The sequence below is a fragment of the Microbispora sp. H10670 genome (assembly GCF_014161385.1).
Lineage (GTDB): Bacteria > Actinomycetota > Actinomycetes > Streptosporangiales > Streptosporangiaceae > Microbispora > Microbispora triticiradicis.
In genome coordinates this window covers 120,156-137,832 of the sequence record NZ_JABBWW010000004.1, presented here as the reverse complement: position 1 = coordinate 137,832, position 17,677 = coordinate 120,156, and the positions used below count along the sequence as shown (strand labels likewise).

Below are 17,677 nucleotides of genomic sequence, written 5' to 3'. Positions count from 1 at the left end.
TGGATTTTCATCGCTGTTGATGCTGTGATCTGCTGTTTTATCGATATCAAAGAGACCGGTAGCCACTCGGGAGAAAAAATCTTCCCGCTGAGGTCTGGTACCGGTATCACATGCTCTGTACAGTCACCCGTCATTGAACGGGTCGTGCCGGCGGCGCGTCCCGGCGGATCTCGGGTGCCCAGGCACCGGCGGTCCCTCCTCTCCCGAAGAGATCCAGACAGGACCTCGAGAAGACCCCCGAGAGAAAGGAAGCCCATGCGCCCTCGTGCACTGACGGCGTTCGCGGCGCTCGCCGGGACGTCGGTGCTCGTCCTGACCGGCTGCACCGGCGGCGGCCAGGCGGACCAGGCTCCCGCGGCCGACGCCGCCGCCAGCCCCGAGTACTCGGGCACGCTGAGCATCCTCACGAAGTTCGCCGGAGAGCCCCTTGAGCCGTACTTCGAGGGCCTGGCCGCGGAGTACGAGAAGCTCCATCCCGGCGTGAAGATCCAGCTCATCCAGGAGACCGACCAGAGCATCAAGGACAAGACCAAGACGCTCACGGCCTCGAACGCCCTGCCCGACGTCTACTTCACGTGGACCGGCAACTGGGCCGAGAACTTCGTCCGCGGCGGCCGGGCGGCCGACCTCACCGGCGTGATCGGCCCCGGCACGGACTGGGGCAAGACCTTCAGCCCCGGCGCGCTGTCGGCCTTCGCCTACGACGGCAAGAACTACGGCATCCCGCTCTACGGCAACGGCAAGTTCATGGGCTACAACAAGGCCGCGTTCGCCAAGGCCGGGGTCCAGGTGCCGAAGACGTTCGAGGAACTCGTCGGAAGCTGCGCGGCGCTGCGGAAGGCCGGATACGAGCCGATCTCCTTCGGCAACAAGGACGGCTGGCCCGCCCTGCACTACCTGCAGCAGCTCTTCGCGTACGACGTGCCGACGGCCGCCTTCGAGGCGGACCTCAAGCCCACGACGGCCAAGCTGGACGACCCCGGCTACACGAAGGCCCTCGGCCGGTTCAAGACCCTGGTCGACACCTGCACCGACACCAAGAGCGGCACCAACGGCGTGCTCTACACCTCCGCCCAGGAGGCGTTCGCCGACGGCAAGTCCGCGATGTACTACCAGGAGATCCTGGAGTTCGACAACGAGACGGCCAAGGGCAAGCTCGCCACCGACGACTTCGGGATCTTCCAGCTTCCGGCGCCGCAGGGGGCGGCCGGCGACCCCTCGATCGTCGAGGGCTCTCCCGAGGGCTACCTCGTCAACGCCGCCTCGCCGCGCATCCCGCTCGCCATCGACTTCATGAAGTTCGTCACGAGCACGAAGAACGCGCAGACGCTCTCGTCGCCGCCGTACGGCCAGCCCAGCACGGTCGTCGGAGCCGTCACGCCCGAGACCTCCAGCAAGGCGGTCTTCGAGGGCATCGAGCTCGTCAACAAGTCGCCGAAGCTGGCCGCGTGGCTCGACACGGTCACCGTCCCCGAGGTCGCCGACGCGTGGCTGTCCGGCGGCGAGGCGCTGATCACCGGGAGCAAGACCCCCGAGCAGGTGCTCGACAGCGTGCGCCAGGCCTCGGCGTCGGCGAAGTAGCCGGGAGGACGGGCCGGTGCGCGCCATGAGCAGACGGGCCGCCGGGCTCGCGTGGGCGGTCCCCGCCCTCGTGCTGGTCGGGGTGTTCGTGTACTTCCCGCTGGTGGAGAACTTCGGGTTCAGCACGCTCAAGTGGGACATCTTCAGCGGGAGCCAGAAGTACGTCGGGCTCGCCAACTACGGCAAGCTCGTGGACGACCCGGTCTTCTGGAAGTCGCTCGGCAACAACGTGCTGTACGCGGTGGTGTCGATCGCGTTCCAGGTGTTCGGCTCGCTCGTGCTCGCGGCGCTCATCGAGGGCGTGCGCGGCGAGCGGTGGCAGCGCGCCCTGCGGGCCGTCTACTTCATCCCCAGCGCGATCTCGCTCACCGTCGCCGGCCTGCTCTTCTACTTCATCTACGAGCCCAACCTCGGGCTGCTCAACCACCTGCTGCAGGGGGTCGGCCTCGACGGGCTCCGGCACGCGTGGCTGGGCGAGGAGGGCACGGCCATGCCGGCGATCGTCGCGATGAGCCAGTGGCAGGGCTTCGGCTACTCGACCCTGCTGTTCGCGGTCGCGATCCAGCGCATCCCGCGCGAGATCTACCAGGCCGCGGCGATCGACGGCACCGGGCCCGTCCGCCGGTTCTTCCACGTGACCCTTCCCCTGGTACGCGAGATGACCGGCGTGATGATCATGATCACGATCTCGGGGGCGTTCCAGGTGTTCAACGAGGTCATGGTGATGACCGGCGGCGGGCCGGACAACTCGACCCAGGTGCTGGGCACCTGGCTGTACCGCAGTGGCTTCGTCCGCAACGACTTCGGCTACGCGGCCGCGATCGCGACGGTCATCTTCGTGGTCACGCTCGCCATCGCCGTCGCACAACTGTGGGTCGCCCGCAGGAGAAGGGTGGAGTGGTGAGTCGGGTCGGCTTCCTCGGGGTGATCGCCCGCCTGCTGCTGTGGGCGTTCCTGCTCTGCCTCGCCGTGGTGGTGGTCTATCCGCTGCTGTGGATGCTGGTCAACGGGTTCAAGACCAACAGCGAGATCTTCGGCAACCCCTTCGCGCTGCCCTCCCACTGGAGCTTCGACAGCTACCAGAAGGCGTGGAACCGCGGGGTCGGCGACTACCTCACCACCAGCATCCTGGTCACGGTGACGTCGACCGTCGCCACGGTCTTCGTCAGCGCGTGGGCGGCGTACGGGCTGACCCGGGTGGACATCCCGTTCGGCAAGGCGGTCACCGGCCTGATCCTGGGCGGGCTGATGCTCGCCCCGAGCGTGGCGCTGGTCCCGCTGGTCAAGATGTTCCAGTCGATGGGGTTGTACAACAGCTTCTGGGCGCTGCTCATCCTCTACACGGCCTTCCGGGTGCCGTTCACCACGTTCCTCATCCGGGCGTACATGCTGGACCTGCCGCGCGAGGTGGACGAGGCGGCCGAGATGGACGGCTGCGGGCGGTGGACCGCGTTCTGGCGCATCACCCTCCCGATGTGCAAGCCGATCCTCGTCTCGACGGTCCTGCTGCACATCCTGTTCGCCTGGAACGAGTACCTCTTCGCGATGGTGTTCACCAGCGGCGCCGGCGTGCAGACCCTTCCCGTCGGCCTGATGAGCCTGATGAGCAAGCACGGCACCGAGTTCCCCGTCGTCTTCGCCGGCATGACGATCGCCGCCGTCCCGGTGGTGCTGCTGTTCTTCGTCGGCCAGCGGTACATCGTCAAGGGCCTCGCCGACGGAGTCGGAAAATGACCTCGCGACCTTCCCCTGCGACAGGAGCGCCGATGCCCTTCCCGCGGATCACCGGATCGAACTTCTCCTACCAGCACCTGCCGTTCGACCGGTTCCTCGACGACGCCGCCGATCTCGGCCGCGAGGAGGTGGAGCTGTGGGGCGTCGCCCCGCACTTCCACGTGCCGTGGGTGAGCGACGCCGAGGCCCGGGCCGTACGCCGCCGGGTCGAGTCACGCGGCCTGCGGGTGCGCTGTCTCACGCCCGAGCAGGTGATGTACCCCGTCAACATCGCCTCGCCGGACACCCGGCTGCGCGCGGCCGGCATCGCGATGTTCCGCCGCGCCGCCGAACTGTGCGCGGAACTCGGCGCGGGACTGCTGCTGCTGACGCCCGGCCGGGGCCACGAGGACGAGCCGGTGGAGATCGGCCTGCGCCGGTCCGCCGACGCGCTCGCCGAGATCGCCGCGTACGCCGCCGGTTTCGGGGTGACGTGCGTGCTCGAACCGCTGCAGCGGGTGGAGTCGAACCTCCTGAACGACTCCCGCGCGCTCGCCCGCATGCTGGACGAGGTCGGCGCGCCGAACCTGGGCGCCGTGCTCGACACGGTCAGCATGGCGGTCGCGGGGGAGAGCGTCGACGACTACTTCGACGCGCTCGGCGACCGCGTCCGCCACGTCCACCTGATCGACGGCCGCCCAGCGGGGCACCTCGCGTGGGGCGACGGTGAGCTGCCGCTCGCCGGCTACCTCGCCGCGTTCGCGCGCCGGGGGTACGACGGCCACATGACGTTCGAGCTGTTCGGCGACGGCACCTACGCCTTCGCCCCCCGCCCCGTCGTCGAACGCTGCCTCGCCGCCGTACGCGACGCGCTCACCCCCGGCGCGCCACGCGCGTAGCGGTGCGACGCCCCGTCGTCAGGTCACGTGACCCTGCGCCGGGGGAGCGGCAGGCGCGACCGGGTGAACACGGCGCCGCCGAGCGCGGCCAGCAGGGGCAGCCCCACGACGAGCAGGGCGATGAGTGACCACGGGACCGTGAGCAGGAGCGCCGGCGGCCGCGGGTGTACGACCACGGGCACCCCGTCGGGCCGCACCATCGTCAGCGGCCGGTACAGCCCGGACGGCGCCCGGGTCGCGGCGGCGCCGGGCGGCAGACCGGCGAGCACTCCGACGGTCGTGCCGAGCAGCGCGATCACCAGGGCCTGACCCGCGACGACGGCCCGCTTCGTCCGTGGAGCCGCCCCCACCGCGGCCATCGTCTCCAGGTCGGGCCGCGCCTCGGCGGCGGCCAGCGCGGTCGCGACGAAGGTCATCCCCAGCACGAGCACTGTGGCCGCCACGGCGAGCACGAGCAGGGCCACCGAGTCGTCCACGGGACCGCGCGGCGTCTCCAGCCTGACCATCGCGTGCGGCGTGATCGCCTCCACGGCCGCGGTGATCCGGTCCGCCGTCTCCGGTGACGTCCGGTGGTCCGCGGGGTTCACCGCGAGGAGGGTGGTGACGGTGCCGTAACCCGCCTTCTCCGCCGCCTCGGGCGCGACGACCACACGCGCCCAGCCCTGCCCCGTGGGCCGCACCCCGACGGCCGGCAGGGAGATCGTCTCGGGAGTGTTCAGGGGCCGCGCGTCCTGCCTGATCACGTCCGCTCTGATCCTGCCCTTGCGGACGGTGGCGGGATTGAGCACGACGGCCTTGCCCGCACGGAGCGCCGCGACCGCCTCCGGGTCATCGCGGCCGAGCACGTAACGCAGCAGGCTCTCGTCTCCGGCCAGCAGCCCGCCGCTCCCGCCCTCCATGAAGACGACCTGCTGGTTCTCCGACTTGACCGGCTCCGGCAGGGTCACGCCGAGCGGCACGCCGGTCTTCGTCGCGAGAGCCCGTCCTTCCACCAGCGGCACGCCCGCCGGCAGTTCACGCACCACGGCGGCCCGGACCCGGTCCCACAGCTGTGGAGTGAGGTCGGACGCCGAGACCTGGAGTGATCCGGCCGGCCCCTGCGGCAGGTCACGCAGGAACGGCAGAGGGCTGACGGCCGAGGCCCGCCAGGCCACGCCAGTCGCGGTGAGCACCACGACCGTGGTCATCACCGCGGCGACGGCGGGCACCGTACGGCCCCTGTTGCGTACGGCGTCCCTGACGGCGAAGCGGAGCGGCAGGGGGAGCCGGGCGGCGGCCCGGCCCACGGCTCGGACGAGGGCCGGCACCAGGGCCACCAGCCCGAGCTGGGTGAGCAGCGCCGAGGCGGCGATCCAGTGGAGGCTCTGCCGGGTGCTCACCGCCGTCGCCGCGAGGCCCGCCACGACGAGCACCGCTCCGAGCAACGGCCGCCCCGCGCGGTCGCGGCGCCGCTCGCGCCTGCCGGACAGCACCGCCGCGGCGTCCGTACGGCCCGCGCCGAGGGCGGGGGCGAGGGCGGCCAGCACCCCGGCGGCGACCCCGAGCGCCGCGACCAGCGCGACCGAGATCCAGGGGACGGTGAACGCGTCCACCAGCGCATTCGCCCACAGTTCGAGTGCGGGCGTGGCGAGCGGCACCGCCGCGATGCCGATCGCACCCCCGGTCACGGTGCCGGCGACGCCGAAGAGCAGGCCGTCGGCCAGCGCGATCAGCCGCAGTTGCGCGGGGGAGCCGCCCTGGGCGGCCACGAGCGCGAACTCGCGGGCCCGGCGCCGCCGGCCGACGGCGAAGGCGGGCCCGGCCGCGAGGACGACCTGCAGCAGCGCGATCCCGGTCCACGGGAGCACCGGCAGTGTGGAAGAGTCGATCTTCAGGTCGAACCGCGTCTCCCGCGAGGCGCTGTCGGCGACGGCCCGGCTCGCGACCAGGAGACCGCGCGCGTTGAGCCGGCGGACGTCCGGCCACGACAGCGGACGCGGCGCGTCCACGAGCCAGCTGTACGTCATATTGATGGGGTTGCCGGAGCTGAAGCCGGAATCGGGCAGGCTGCCGGGGAAGGCGACGACGTCGGGCATCGGCCACACCTGGGCGAACAGGGCGACGCCGACGATCCTGAGTGGGCGTCGTTCCTCCGTCGCGAGGAGCGTCACGCCGGGCCTGACCTGCTCGTCCAGCCGCTGGGCGGAGATGACGGCCTCACCGGGAGTGGCGGGAAGCCTGCCCCGCACGAGCCGGAAGGTGCCCTGGGACAGTGGGTCGCGCAGATCCACCTGCCGGACGAGTCCCTGCTCGTACCCTCCCGGGGCGAGATAACGGATGGACCGCTGTGACACCGGGATCAGACGGCTACCGGGCAGGAACCCGGCGATCTCCGCCCGCGTGTACGGCGTCGCCTTCGTGCCGGGCCGAAGCGAGACGTTGTCTCCCCACGCGCTCTGCCTGAGGCCGCTCAACTCGCGGGCGCCCTGCACCAGCGCGTCGGCCCGGCCCAGGGGATAGTGCCCTTGGTGAGCGGTGTACAGGGTGGCGAACGTGGTCAGCGTGAAGGTGATGACGGCGACGGGCAGCGCGAGCATCGCGAGGATCAGCGCGCTGCGCCCCTTGGAACGCCAGGCGGTGCGGCGCGAGATCCGCAGCGCGGCGCGCAGGCCCCTCATCGGGCGCTCACCATGCCCCGGCCGTCGGCCCCGTCTCTCCCGCCGGAGTCGGAGGAGTCGGTGATCCGGCCGTCGCGGAGGAAGACGACGCGGTCGGCCCAGGCGGCGTACCTCGGCTCGTGGGTGACCAGCAGCACGGCGGCCCCCGCGTCGGCGCGCTGCCGGAGCACCTGGATGATCTCGTCGCCCGCCCGGGTGTCGAGGGCCCCGGTGGGCTCGTCCGCGAGGAGCAGGCGGCGCTCGCCGACCAGAGCCCGGGCGATGGCGGCCCGCTGGCGCTGCCCGCCCGACAGGTCGTCGGGATACCGGTCGGCCAGGTCCGCGAGGCCCACCTCGTCCAGCACCCGCAGGGCCGCACGCCGGGCCTTCGCCGTGGACGCGCCGTCCAGCTCACGCGGCAGCGCCACGTTCTCGGCCACCGTCAGCGACGGGATGAGGTTGAGATCCTGGAACACGTAGCCCGCACTCCTGCGGCGCAGTTCCGCGAGCCGCTTGGGCGGCAGATCCCGCAGCTCGCGGCCTTCGAGGAGGACGGACCCCTCGGTCGGCCGGTCGAGCCCGCCCGCCAGGTTGAGCAGGGTGGACTTGCCGGACCCGGACGGCCCCATGACGGCGACCAGCTCACCGGCCCGCACGTCGAGGCTGACGCCCCGCAGGGCGGGTACGGCGTTCGGCCCCTCGCCGTGGACGCGGACGACGCCCGCGAGGCGGACGATCGGCTCGCCGTCCGGGCGGGGTAACTGGTCCGCTGGGGACGCGGACGGCTCACGCTCGGTCACGTGGTCTCCTTGGCTGGGCTGGAGTCGGAGGGGTCGCCGAGGACGGCTTCACAGTGGTCGAGCCAGCGCTGCTCGGCCTCGGCCTGGAAGATCATCGAATCGAGGACCAGGCGCTGCGCGGTCTCGGCGGACGCGTCGAAGCCCCGCTTGGCGCGCGTGAGCTCCTGCAGGGTCCGCATCGTCGAGGACCGCTGCGCCTGGACGACCGCCGCCACGTCCACGCCGGGGGTGGTGGCGGCCATGGCGAGCTTGACGACGAGTTCGTCGCGGGGCCGGTCGGCCCGGGAGACGGGTTTGGCGAACCACCTGTCGAGTTCGCCGTGGCCGTCGGGGGTGATGGCGTATCGGACGCGGCCCTGTTCGTCCTCCCCGGCGCGGGACACGAGGCCGTCCCGCTCCAGGCGGGACAGCGTCGTGTAGACCTGCCCGATGTTGAGCGGGCAGGTGTCGGCGGTGGACGCCTCGAACTCGGTCTTGAGCTGGTAGCCGTAGCGCGGGCCCTGACTCAGCAGGGCGAGCAGGCCGTGTCGTACGGACATGAATACTCAGTATGCATACTGAGTATGCTTCTGGCGAGCGGATCCCCGAATCGGCGGTGAAATACCTCGACCCCGGGCGGGAAGTCCGGCCCGGGGTCGACGAGGTGAGGTCAGCGGGAGGGGGTCAGCGGCGGATGGCCTTCGCGAGGATCGCGATGAAGGCCGCGAACCCCAGCCCTCCGACGAGCAGGGGAGCCATCACGACCGCGTCGGGGTCGGGCCCGGTCAGGTAGCGGATGCCCATGCCGATGAACAGCAGACCCGAGAGCAGGCACATCCAGCTCGTACGGTGCACCCGGCGCGGGCGCTGGGCACGAGGATCGGTGTGGTGGTCAGGCAGCACGGCGCACCTCCACGTCACCGACGCCCGCCTTCACGTGCAGTTCGATCGTGGCCGCGTCGCCCTTGGCGGGCGTCTCGGGCTCCAGGACGCGGTCGAACCGCACGTTGGTGCCGTCCTCGACCGTGTGGTCGATCCGCACCTCGCCCAGCTTCGTGAAGCCGTACACCTCGATCCGCGCGGTGGGCGGGACGATCACCGTGAGCTGGCCCAGCGACACCGAGGCGTCGAACCTCAGCCGGGCGCCCGACTTCAGCGGGACGTCGCTCAGGTCGAGCTTGCCCTCGCCGATGCCCAGTTCGTAGGTGCTGGGCGACCGCACGGCGGTGACGGGATGCCAGACGTAGCTGCCGACCTTGCGGGGAATGCCGTTGACCGTCGTGCTTCCCACCAGCACGAGGGCCACGATCGTGCCGGCGGCGACCAGCCCGCCGCCTCGCCCGAACCAGGCGGCGACGAGCAGGCCCGCGCCGATCGTGACGAGCACCGCCCCGCCGACGACCGGGAGGCCGACCGAGCCGGTGCCGGTCCGTTGCATGGTGACCATGATCCCTCCAACGATCAGGGCGAGGCATATCGTGAGGCCGCTGACGAACGACCTGGGACGCTTGGGCTTCCTGGGCCGCGGCGGCGGGGCCACGGGCGGCCCGTACGGGCCCGCCGCGTAGGGCGTGGCGAGCGGCCGGTACGGCTCCCGCATCGTGTACGGGCCGTGGGGCGCGAAAGGCTCGCCCGCGCCGTACCCCTGCGAACCGCCGCTTCCGTACCCCTGACCGGCGGCCCGGCCCGGCGCCTGGCCGGGTGAGCCGAGGTCGCCCCGCGCGCTCGCCCGCGCCTCGCGGGCCAGGTCCGACAGCCGCCGGTAGCCGTCCGCGGCCCGAGGCGGCGGTACGGGGCCCCCGCCCACGCCGAAGCCGTGTGGCCCGGAGCCGTGTGTGCCGGAGTCGAGTGGGCCGGACCCCGGGGCGCCCGGCCCGGACGGCGGGGCCGTGCCGGCCGGAGTCTCGAAGGCCCGGGTCGGCGGGTCGCCGTCGGCCCGTGCCGCGGAACCCGCGCCATGCTCGGCGTCCACGTCGCGCACGGGCTCCGTCACGGTGTCCCCCGTGGGCTCCGCCCCGGGCTCTGACACGGGCTCTGACACGGGCTCTGACGTGGTGTCCCGCACCTGTTCCGTCACCGTTTCCCGCGTTGGCTCCGACGCGAACCGCCGGACGGCGGTGTCCTGGGCGCCGTTCTCAGCGGCATCCTCGGGGGTCGCGCTCGCGGACGGCTCGGGCCCCCGCCCGGCCGTCTGCGGGCCGTACGCTCCGGGCATCGCCGTCGTCTCGGCCGGCTGCGGCGCCGGGGCGTACGGCTCCTGCGCGAAGGGGGCGAACGGCGCGAACCCGGGGGTGGACCGGGTCATGCCGCGCCGGCCGGTCGCCCGTTCCGGCATCGACCTGGCCATGGTGAGCAGGTCGACGCCCCGGGCGTGCGCGGCCATCAGCACGATGGCCAGCAGCGTGCCGACGACGATCGTGCCGCGGTTGATGCCGCCCGAGGCCACGTTGATGATCAGCCCGAACGCGAAGACCGCCGCCAGCAACGCGAGCACGGTCTCGGCGTCGAACATCCGCCGGGTCCACTGCTCCAGGTGGCCGGGGCCGCCGTCCGGCCGGCGCATCAGCAGGAACGCCGCGACGTACAGCATGACGCCGATGCCGGAGGCGAGGACCAGCACCGCGAACCCGACCCGGAAGAGCACCGGGTCCATGCTCGTGTACCTGCCGAGGCCCGCGCACACGCCTGTGATCACGCGGCCGTCGCGGTGGCGGCTCAGCACCCTCTCGGGTTCTGGCTGGCCGGCGGGGTCGGGAGCGGGAGCGGATGGCGCCTCGGTCATGGTCCCATCCTGGCCGGGTCCGCCGCGGCCCTGCCATCGGGGGAACCCCTGAGCCGTCCCCGAGTCCCCAGGGACCGCATCAGGGCATGCCCTGATGCGCCCATGCTCCCTGACGTGTGACGATGCTTTCCGAGATGTCTGAGATGCCTAACGCCCCCGTGGCGTTCCCCCGGATGGTCCGGCCCGTGTCGGGCCGGGTGGTCGCGGGCGTCGCCCAGGGCGCCGCCGCCCAGCTGCGGCTCGACCCCGTCGTGCTGCGCCTCGCCTTCGTGCTGCTCACCGTCGTCGACGGGCTGGGCCTCGTGGCGTACGCCGCGCTGTGGATGTTCACCCCCAAGGAGGAGGTGGAAGGCCGCGAGCCCGCCCGCGAGTGGGGACAGCTCGCGGCGTACGGCGTGCTGTGGCTGACGCTCGGGGCCTTCGCCTGGCTGACCGGCGCGTCCACCGGCGGGTTCGGCACCTGGCCGATCGCCGTGGGCGGCATCGGCGCGCTGATCCTGTGGCAGCAGGCCGACCCGGGACGCCGGCAGCGCTGGATGTCCGGAGCGGTCAAGCAGGTCAGCACGACCTGGGTCCGCACGGGCATCGGCGCGCTCCTCGTCGTCGTGGGCGCGATCGGCTTCCTCGCCGCGAGCGGTGAGCTGGCCAAGGCGAAGACCGGGCTGGTCTTCACCGCGGTGGTCGTCGGCGGCATGCTCATGATCGCCGCGCCCTGGCTCGCCTCGCTCGTCAAGGAGCTCCAGCGGGAGCGCACCGAGCGCATCAGGCAGGAGGAGCGGGCCGAGGTGGCCGCCCACGTCCACGACTCGGTGCTGCACACGCTGACCCTCATCCAGCGCAACGCCCACGACGCGCGGGAGGTGGCCAGGCTCGCCCGCTCGCAGGAGCGGGAGCTGCGCAACTGGCTCTACCAGCCCAAGCAGGACGCCGACGCGACCCTCGCCGCCGCCGTACGCCGGGTCGCGGCGGAGGAGGAGGACGCCCACGGCGTGCAGATCGAGGTCGTCTGCGTGGGCGACTGCGAGCTGACCGAGAACATGGCGGCCCTGCTCCACGCCGCCCGGCAGGCGATGGTCAACGCGTGCAAATACAGTGGGTCTCCGGTCGTCTCCGTCTACGCCGAGGTCGAGCCCGACGAGGTGACGGTGTTCGTCCGGGACCGGGGCAAGGGCTTCGTGCTCGACGACGTCCCCGGTGACCGGATGGGCATCCGCCAGTCGATCATCGGCAGGATGGAGCGCAACGGCGGAAGCGCCCGGGTCAGGACCGAGCCCGGCGACGGAACCGAGGTCATGCTGACCATGAAGAGGGAATCTTGACATCCTTCCCTGCCCGAAGGGAGGGAATTCCGACCGTCGCCGGTCGGGCTTCCTGCTTCACCGCCGGTCGCCTCGTCCGAGAGGATTCTCGTTGAGGTCTTACACCAGCTCCACAGGCGTTTCACCTCTCCGCCAGCCCGGCGGCGAGGATGTTCCTGGCAGCGTTGACGTCGCGGTCGTGGACCGCCCCGCAGAAGCATTGCCAGGTCCGGACATGCAGCTGCATCGACTCAGCCAGTGCCCCGCAGGCCGAGCACAACTTGGAAGAGGGAAACCACCGGTTTACAACCAGCAACTCCCGCCCATACCAGTTGGCCTTGTACTCCAGCATGGACCGCAGTTCCCTCCAACTCGCATCCGAGATCGAGCGGGCGAGGGCGTGGTTCTTCACCATGTTCCGCACCGTCAGGTCCTCGATCACGACCACTTGGTTCTCGCGGACGAGCCGAGTCGAAAGCTTGTGCAGGAAGTCGCGGCGGCGGTCGGTGATCCGCGCGTGGATGCGGGCAACCTTGAGCCGGGCCTTGGCCCGGTTCGCGCTGCCCTTGGCTTTGCGGCCCAGCGAGCGCTGGGCCTTGGCCAGGCGCCTGCGGCTGTCCCGCTCATGCCGGGGATTGGCGACCCTGCCGTCCTTGTCGGTCAACCCGGGGATCTGGCGGGACAGGGCCAGCAGATTCGTGATCCCCGCATCCACACCCACCATGCTCTCGCTGGGGTCGAGAGAGCGGATCGTCTCCTCCACCAGGAGGGACACGAACCACCGCCCGGCCGCATCCCGGCAGACCGTCACCGTGGACGGCTCCGTCCCCTCCGGAAGCGGACGCGACCATGCGATCTCCAGCGGGTCGTGCATCTTGGCCAACGTGAGCCGGCCATCCCGCCAGCGGAACGCCGAGCGGGTGTACTCCGCCGACGCTCGGGACCTCTTGCGCGACTTGAAGGTGGGATACCTGGCCCGGCGCGCGAAGAAGTTCGCGAACGCCGCCTGCAGGTGCCGCAGCGCCTGCTGCAACGGCACACTCGACACCTCGTTGAGAAACGCCAGCTCCTCGCTGCGCTTCCATGCCGTGAGCGAGGCCGAGGACTCAACGTAGGAGACACGGCGGCCTTCCACGGTGTAGGCGCGGGTCCGTTCCTCCAAGGCCTTGTTGTAGACCAGGCGTACGCACCCGAAGGTCCGGGCAAGCTCGCAGGCCTGCTCGGGGGTCGGGTAGAAGCGGTACCTGTAGGCCCGCTTCACGATCCGCGCCATGCCCCACATCATGCACGATCGGTTAAGGCTCGCGCATGTGTTCCTTCGGCGGTTCGCCTGGCGGCGAAACGCCTGCCTCTACCCTGCTTCGTAGCAAGTCCGATTCCTCTCCCGCCTGGAGGCGGGGGTTCCCTCGGAGGATTTTGATGAAGACCGTACGCGTGCTGATCGTCGACGACCACCGGCTGTTCCGGTCCGGCGTACGGGCCGAGCTGGGCCCGTCGATCCAGGTCATCGGCGAGGCCGAGGACGTCGAGTCGGCGGTCTCGGCGATCGCCGAGCTGGCGCCCGACGTGGTGCTGCTGGACGTGCACATGCCGGGCGGCGGCGGCCAGGAGGTGCTCCGGCGCGTGCTCGGCTCGGGATCGCAGGTGCGCTTCCTCGCGCTGTCGGTGTCGGACGCCGCCGAGGACGTGATCGGGGTCATCCGGGGCGGCGCCCGGGGCTACGTGACCAAGACGATCAGCGGTGCCGAGCTGACCGACGCGATCGTCCGGGTGTCGGAGGGCGACGCGGTGTTCTCCCCGCGGCTGGCCGGGTTCGTGCTCGACGCGTTCGCCTCGACCGAGGCGCCGCCCATCGATCCCGAGCTCGACTCGCTCACCCAGCGGGAGCGTGAGGTGCTGCGGCTGATCGCGCGCGGCTACGCGTACAAGGAGATCGCCAAGGAGCTGTTCATCTCGGTGAAGACCGTCGAGACCCACGTGTCGAGCGTGCTGCGCAAGCTGCAGCTCTCCAACCGGCACGAGCTGTCGCGGTGGGCCACCGCCAGGCGCCTGGTCTGACCCCGTCCGTGTCGGCCCGTCTGGTGTGATCGCCCCTCGGCGTGCGACGCTTCGGGCATGGGCCGTGACGTACCCTCCGTGTCCTTCACCCGGGAGGACCGCCGTCGCTACCGGGAGAAGGTCAAGCTGTCGCTGGAGATCCTCGCGGAGATGCTGCGGGGGTCGCGGTTCGAGTTCGAACGGCCGCTGATGGGCTTGGAGATCGAACTGAACCTGGTCGACGCGCGGGGCGAGCCGGCCATGAAGAACGCCGAGGTCCTGGCCGCCATCGCCGAGCCCGACTGGGCCACCGAGCTGGGCCAGTTCAACGTCGAGATCAACGTGCCGCCGCAGGTGCTGTCCGGCGACGGCAGCCGGCTGCTGGAGGAGTCCGTACGGCGCCGCCTCAACCGCGGGCAGGAGCGGGCCGCCCGCGTCGGCGGGCAGCTCATGCTGGTCGGCATCCTGCCGACCCTGCGCGAGTCCGACGTCAGCGAGGGCACGCTGTCGGCCAACCCGCGCTACAAGCTGCTGAACGAGCAGATCTTCGCCGCCCGCGGCGAGGACCTGCGCCTCCACATCGAGGGCGTCGACGTGCTCGACACCTACGCCGACAGCATCACCCCCGAGGCGGCGTGCACGAGCGTCCAGCTCCACCTGCAGGTGAGCCCGGAGAAGTTCGCCGACCACTGGAACGCGGCCCAGGTCATCGCGGGCCCGCAGGTGGCGGTCGCGGCCAACTCGCCCTTCCTGTTCGGCAAGGAGCTGTGGCGGGAGACCAGGATCAGCCTGTTCGAGCAGGCCACCGACACCCGTCCCGAGGAGCTGAAGGCCCAGGGCGTGCGGCCCCGGGTGTGGTTCGGGGAGCGGTGGATCACCTCGGTCTTCGATCTGTTCGAGGAGAACGTCCGCTACTTCCCCCCGTTGCTGCCGCTGTGCGAGGAGGAGGACCCGAGGCGGGTCCTGGACGGCGGCGGAGTGCCCGGGCTGCACGAGCTCCGGCTGCACAACGGCACCGTCTACCGCTGGAACCGGCCCGTCTACGACGTGGCCGGCGGCGTCCCGCACCTGCGGGTGGAGAACCGGGTGTTACCGGCCGGGCCGACCGTCGCGGACATCGCCGCCAACGCGGCCTTCTACTACGGGCTCATGCGGGTGCTCCCGTCGGCCGAACGGCCCGTGTGGACGCGCATGTCCTTCGCCGCGGCCGAGGACAACCTCCGCAACGCCGCGCGGTACGGCCTCGACGCCCGTCTGTACTGGCCGGGCCTGGGGGAGGTGCCCGCCGCCGAGCTGATCCTGCGGAGGCTGCTGCCCCTCGCCTATCACGGGCTGGACCTGTGGGAGGTCGACCCGGTCCAGCGCGACCGGCTGCTCGGCATCATCGAGCGGCGCTGCGTGACCGGCCGTACGGGGGCGGACTGGCAGGTCAGGACGGCCCGGGCGCTCGGCGGGGACCACGAGGCGCTGCGCCGGATGACCCTGCGGTACCTGGAGCACATGCACACCAACGAGCCCGTTCACCTCTGGAGTGCGTGACCACTAACGGCGGGTTTTAGCGAAATTTTTCCCGATATTTGGGGTATCAGTAGTGGAATGACCCGTCGAGCGTTCGCCGCGTTCTTCCTCCTGGTGACCCTGGTCGCGTCCTGCGGCACGCTCGCCGGGTCGCCTCCGCCGGACCGCGCGCAGCAGGGCGACACGACGTCCCGGGCCACGCCGTGCAAGGGCACCGGCGACGACTTCCCCGGCGACGTGAAGCTCGCCCGGTGCCTCACCGAGTGGTTCTGGGCGGACCGCTTCCGCCGGAGCGGGGAGACCTACCGCCCGATCACCCGCTTCGTCGCGTACGAGGGGAACGACGGTCCCGACTGCGGCGGGCAGCCGGCCGTGCCGGAGAACGCCTTCTACTGCCCGGACGGGCACTTCGTCGCCTACGACGCCGCCTGGCTGAAGGGGATGTACGACCAGATGGGCGACGGCGCGGTCTACGTGGTGATCCCGCATGAACTGGGGCACGCGGTCCAGGCCCAGCTCGTGGACGACTTCCGCTACAACGTGCAGCGGGAGCTTCAGGCCGACTGCTACGCGGGCGCCACGCTCGGCGGCCTCATCCAGGCGCGGGCACTGCGGGCCGAGGAGGGCGACGAGGAGGAACTGCTCGTCAACCTCGAAGCGGCCGGTGACCCCACCGACGCCTGGTGGGCGCCGGACGCGCACGGCACGCCGCAGCAGCGGCAGGGGTACTTCGCCCAGGGCTACAACGAGGGCGTGGGGGCCTGCTGATCCCCGCCCTGATCCGTCGTACGGGCATGCCGGCCGGCCCACGGCGAGGCGGAGCACGATGCGGCGCGGCGGGCGGAGCGTGGCGGGTCACAGTGGCGATGCGGCGTGATGTGATGTCGGGGCACGTGCGAAGGCGGTGGAGGACGGCGTGAGGCGGACGATCGCGACGGGTCTCGGCGTGCTCGCCGCGGCGAACCTGCTCAACAACCGCGTCGCCCGGCGCTGGGCCCCGGTGACGTCCGCCGCCGCGACCGGCGCGCTCCTGCTGATCGCCCGGCGGGCCGGGCTGACCCGGCATGAGCTGGGCTTCCGGGACGCCCGGGCGGGCGCCGCGACGGGCGGGGCGCTCGCCGCCGCCGTCGCCGCGGGGTACGCGGCCGGGGTGGCGCTGCCCCGGACCCGGCCGTTGTTCCACGACCAGCGGGCACTGTCTCTGTCGCGTCGCCGGGTGCTGGAGGAGGCCCTGGTCCAGGTGCCCTTCGGGACCGTGCTGCTGGAGGAGGTCGGTTTCCGCGGCGTGCTCCCGGCCCTGCTCGGCCGGGTCCTGCCCGCGCGTACGGCGGTCGCCGCCTCGGCCGCGCTGTTCGGGGTGTGGCACGTGCTGCCCGCGCTCGACATGGCGTGGGCCAACCCCGCCCTCGGACGCCTGGCGGCGGGGGAGGACCTTGCTCTGGGCGACGGCCGCCGGGGCGGTGCGGAGGCGGGGCGGCTGGTGGCGGGGACGGTGGCGTCCACCGCGCTGGCGGGTCTGGTGTTCCACGGGCTCCGCCACCGCGCCGGTCTGCTCGCCCCCGCGCTGCTGCACGTGGCGACGAACTCCCTCGGCTACGCCGCCGCCCGGGCCGCCCGCCGCCTGGACGACCGCAGCGCCGGCCCGGCCGCCCCGCTCAGGCGGTGACGACCCGCTGGAACGCCTCGGCGTACGAGCCCTCGGGGAGGCCCGCGGCGGCGGCGTTGGCGGAGAGCCAGCCCTTGATCATGCCGTCCAGGTCGGGGATGTGCGCGGTCTGGCTCTCGTGGGCGCGCAGGGCGGCGACCTTCCGGTCCACTGTGGAGGTCACGTCGACGTAGTGGTTCACGGCCATCCCGCCGCTCAGCCAGACCTCGCGCACCGTCCAGGCCTCCAGGCCCTCGTCGGTGAGCAGTTCGGGGAAGGCGTACGGGTTGCGGGCGTCGGGATAGACCGCGTCGAGGGTGGCGCCGCCGACGGCCCGGTGGTCGGGGTGGCTCGGCCCGAGCCGCTCGTAGTTGCGGTCGGGGGTCGAGGTGACGACCAGGTCCGGCCGGACCTGGCGGATCACCCGCGTGATGTCGCGGCGCAGGCCGAGCGTCTGCTCGACCATCCCGTCCTGGTATCCCAGGAAGCGCAGGTCGCCGACGCCCACGCACTTGGCCGCCGCGGTCTGCTCGGCCCGGCGCAGCGCCGCCATGCCGCCGTTGTCCACCAGACGGTCGAATCCGCCCGCGTCGCCATCGGTGACCAGGCAGTACACGACCTCGGCCCCCGCCTCGGTCAGCCTGGCGACCGTTCCCGCCCCGCCGAAGTCGATGTCGTCGGGGTGCGCGACGACGACCAGCACTTTGCGGATTTCCGCCTCGTCCAGCACGGGCAACCTCCTCATGGTCCGGCAATTACCTTAATCGGGCCTTGCCGGGTGAGTGGGCT

General features: G+C 71.8%; 15 protein-coding genes and 1 pseudogene. 9 read left to right on the top strand and 7 right to left on the bottom strand.

Features of this window, described 5'->3' with window-relative positions:
* Nucleotides 1-255 precede the first annotated feature (255 nt).
* Genes HHX33_RS07980 through HHX33_RS07965 form a run of 4 tightly spaced genes read left to right on the top strand, consistent with a single transcriptional unit; the run spans nt 256 to nt 4,193 of the window.
* Nucleotides 256-1,581, top strand: a complete 1,326-nt coding sequence (locus tag HHX33_RS07980) for an ABC transporter substrate-binding protein (RefSeq protein WP_182874039.1) — start codon at nt 256-258, stop codon at nt 1,579-1,581.
* 25 nt (nt 1,582-1,606) lie between these two features.
* Nucleotides 1,607-2,485, top strand: coding sequence for a carbohydrate ABC transporter permease (locus HHX33_RS07975; protein ID WP_182874038.1), 879 nt, complete (start codon nt 1,607-1,609; stop codon nt 2,483-2,485).
* Nucleotides 2,482-3,315, top strand: coding sequence for a carbohydrate ABC transporter permease (locus HHX33_RS07970; protein ID WP_310741264.1), 834 nt, complete (start codon nt 2,482-2,484; stop codon nt 3,313-3,315). Before HHX33_RS07975 ends, HHX33_RS07970 begins: the two co-directional genes overlap by 4 nt.
* A 32-nt stretch (nt 3,316-3,347) precedes the next feature.
* Complete coding sequence (locus HHX33_RS07965; protein ID WP_182874036.1) at nt 3,348-4,193, top strand: sugar phosphate isomerase/epimerase family protein; 846 nt, start codon at nt 3,348-3,350, stop codon at nt 4,191-4,193.
* Between the two features lie 23 nt (nt 4,194-4,216).
* On the opposite strand, the gene HHX33_RS07960 is transcribed toward HHX33_RS07965, so the two are convergent.
* From HHX33_RS07960 to HHX33_RS07940, 5 genes are all read right to left on the bottom strand, one after another.
* Entirely contained in the window at nt 4,217-6,850 is a 2,634-nt protein-coding gene (locus tag HHX33_RS07960) for an FtsX-like permease family protein (protein WP_182874035.1), read from the bottom strand.
* Nucleotides 6,847-7,566 (bottom strand): ABC transporter ATP-binding protein, encoded by a 720-nt coding sequence (locus tag HHX33_RS07955; RefSeq protein WP_310741273.1) that lies wholly within the window; start codon nt 7,564-7,566, stop codon nt 6,847-6,849. The genes HHX33_RS07960 and HHX33_RS07955 overlap by 4 nt, the downstream gene beginning before the upstream one ends.
* Before the next feature lie 59 nt (nt 7,567-7,625).
* On the bottom strand, nt 7,626-8,168 hold the full coding sequence (locus tag HHX33_RS07950; RefSeq protein ID WP_182874033.1) for a PadR family transcriptional regulator: 543 nt from the start codon (nt 8,166-8,168) through the stop codon (nt 7,626-7,628).
* A 124-nt stretch (nt 8,169-8,292) separates the two neighbouring features.
* The gene (locus HHX33_RS07945; RefSeq protein WP_111698430.1) at nt 8,293-8,511 is read right to left on the bottom strand and encodes a hypothetical protein; all 219 of its coding nucleotides are present in this window, start codon (nt 8,509-8,511) and stop codon (nt 8,293-8,295) included.
* Nucleotides 8,501-10,390 carry a PspC domain-containing protein gene (locus tag HHX33_RS07940; protein WP_182874032.1) on the bottom strand — a complete coding sequence of 630 codons (1,890 nt, stop codon included), beginning with the start codon at nt 10,388-10,390 and terminating at the stop codon, nt 8,501-8,503. Before HHX33_RS07940 ends, HHX33_RS07945 begins: the two co-directional genes overlap by 11 nt.
* Before the next feature lie 143 nt (nt 10,391-10,533).
* Here HHX33_RS07940 and HHX33_RS07935 point away from each other — a divergent pair, with 143 nt between their 5' ends.
* A complete protein-coding gene (locus HHX33_RS07935) occupies nt 10,534-11,709 on the top strand; it encodes a PspC domain-containing protein (RefSeq protein WP_396784454.1) in 1,176 nt (391 codons plus the stop codon).
* On the opposite strand, the pseudogene HHX33_RS07930 reads toward HHX33_RS07935, so the two are convergent.
* Nucleotides 11,681-12,961 (bottom strand): annotated as a pseudogene (locus tag HHX33_RS07930) (RNA-guided endonuclease InsQ/TnpB family protein). The gene HHX33_RS07935 and the pseudogene HHX33_RS07930 overlap by 29 nt on opposite strands.
* Before the next feature lie 146 nt (nt 12,962-13,107).
* Between HHX33_RS07930 and HHX33_RS07925 the strand changes: the two are divergent.
* The 4 genes from HHX33_RS07925 to HHX33_RS07910 all read left to right on the top strand — a co-directional run bounded on the left by HHX33_RS07925 (nt 13,108) and on the right by HHX33_RS07910 (nt 16,909).
* Nucleotides 13,108-13,746, top strand: coding sequence for a response regulator (locus HHX33_RS07925; protein WP_111698424.1), 639 nt, complete (start codon nt 13,108-13,110; stop codon nt 13,744-13,746).
* 57 nt (nt 13,747-13,803) lie between these two features.
* Nucleotides 13,804-15,264 carry a glutamate-cysteine ligase family protein gene (locus tag HHX33_RS07920; RefSeq protein WP_182874029.1) on the top strand — a complete coding sequence of 487 codons (1,461 nt, stop codon included), beginning with the start codon at nt 13,804-13,806 and terminating at the stop codon, nt 15,262-15,264.
* A gap of 57 nt (nt 15,265-15,321) precedes the next feature.
* A complete protein-coding gene (locus tag HHX33_RS07915; protein ID WP_182874028.1) occupies nt 15,322-16,011 on the top strand; it encodes a neutral zinc metallopeptidase in 690 nt (229 codons plus the stop codon).
* Nucleotides 16,012-16,159: 148 nt separating this feature from the next.
* On the top strand, nt 16,160-16,909 hold the full coding sequence (locus HHX33_RS07910; RefSeq protein ID WP_182874027.1) for a type II CAAX prenyl endopeptidase Rce1 family protein: 750 nt from the start codon (nt 16,160-16,162) through the stop codon (nt 16,907-16,909).
* On the opposite strand, the gene HHX33_RS07905 is transcribed toward HHX33_RS07910, so the two are convergent.
* On the bottom strand, nt 16,899-17,633 hold the full coding sequence (locus HHX33_RS07905) for a PIG-L deacetylase family protein (protein WP_220498733.1): 735 nt from the start codon (nt 17,631-17,633) through the stop codon (nt 16,899-16,901). The two genes, HHX33_RS07910 and HHX33_RS07905, sit on opposite strands and share 11 nt — an antisense overlap.
* Between the last annotated feature and the right edge of the window lie 44 nt (nt 17,634-17,677).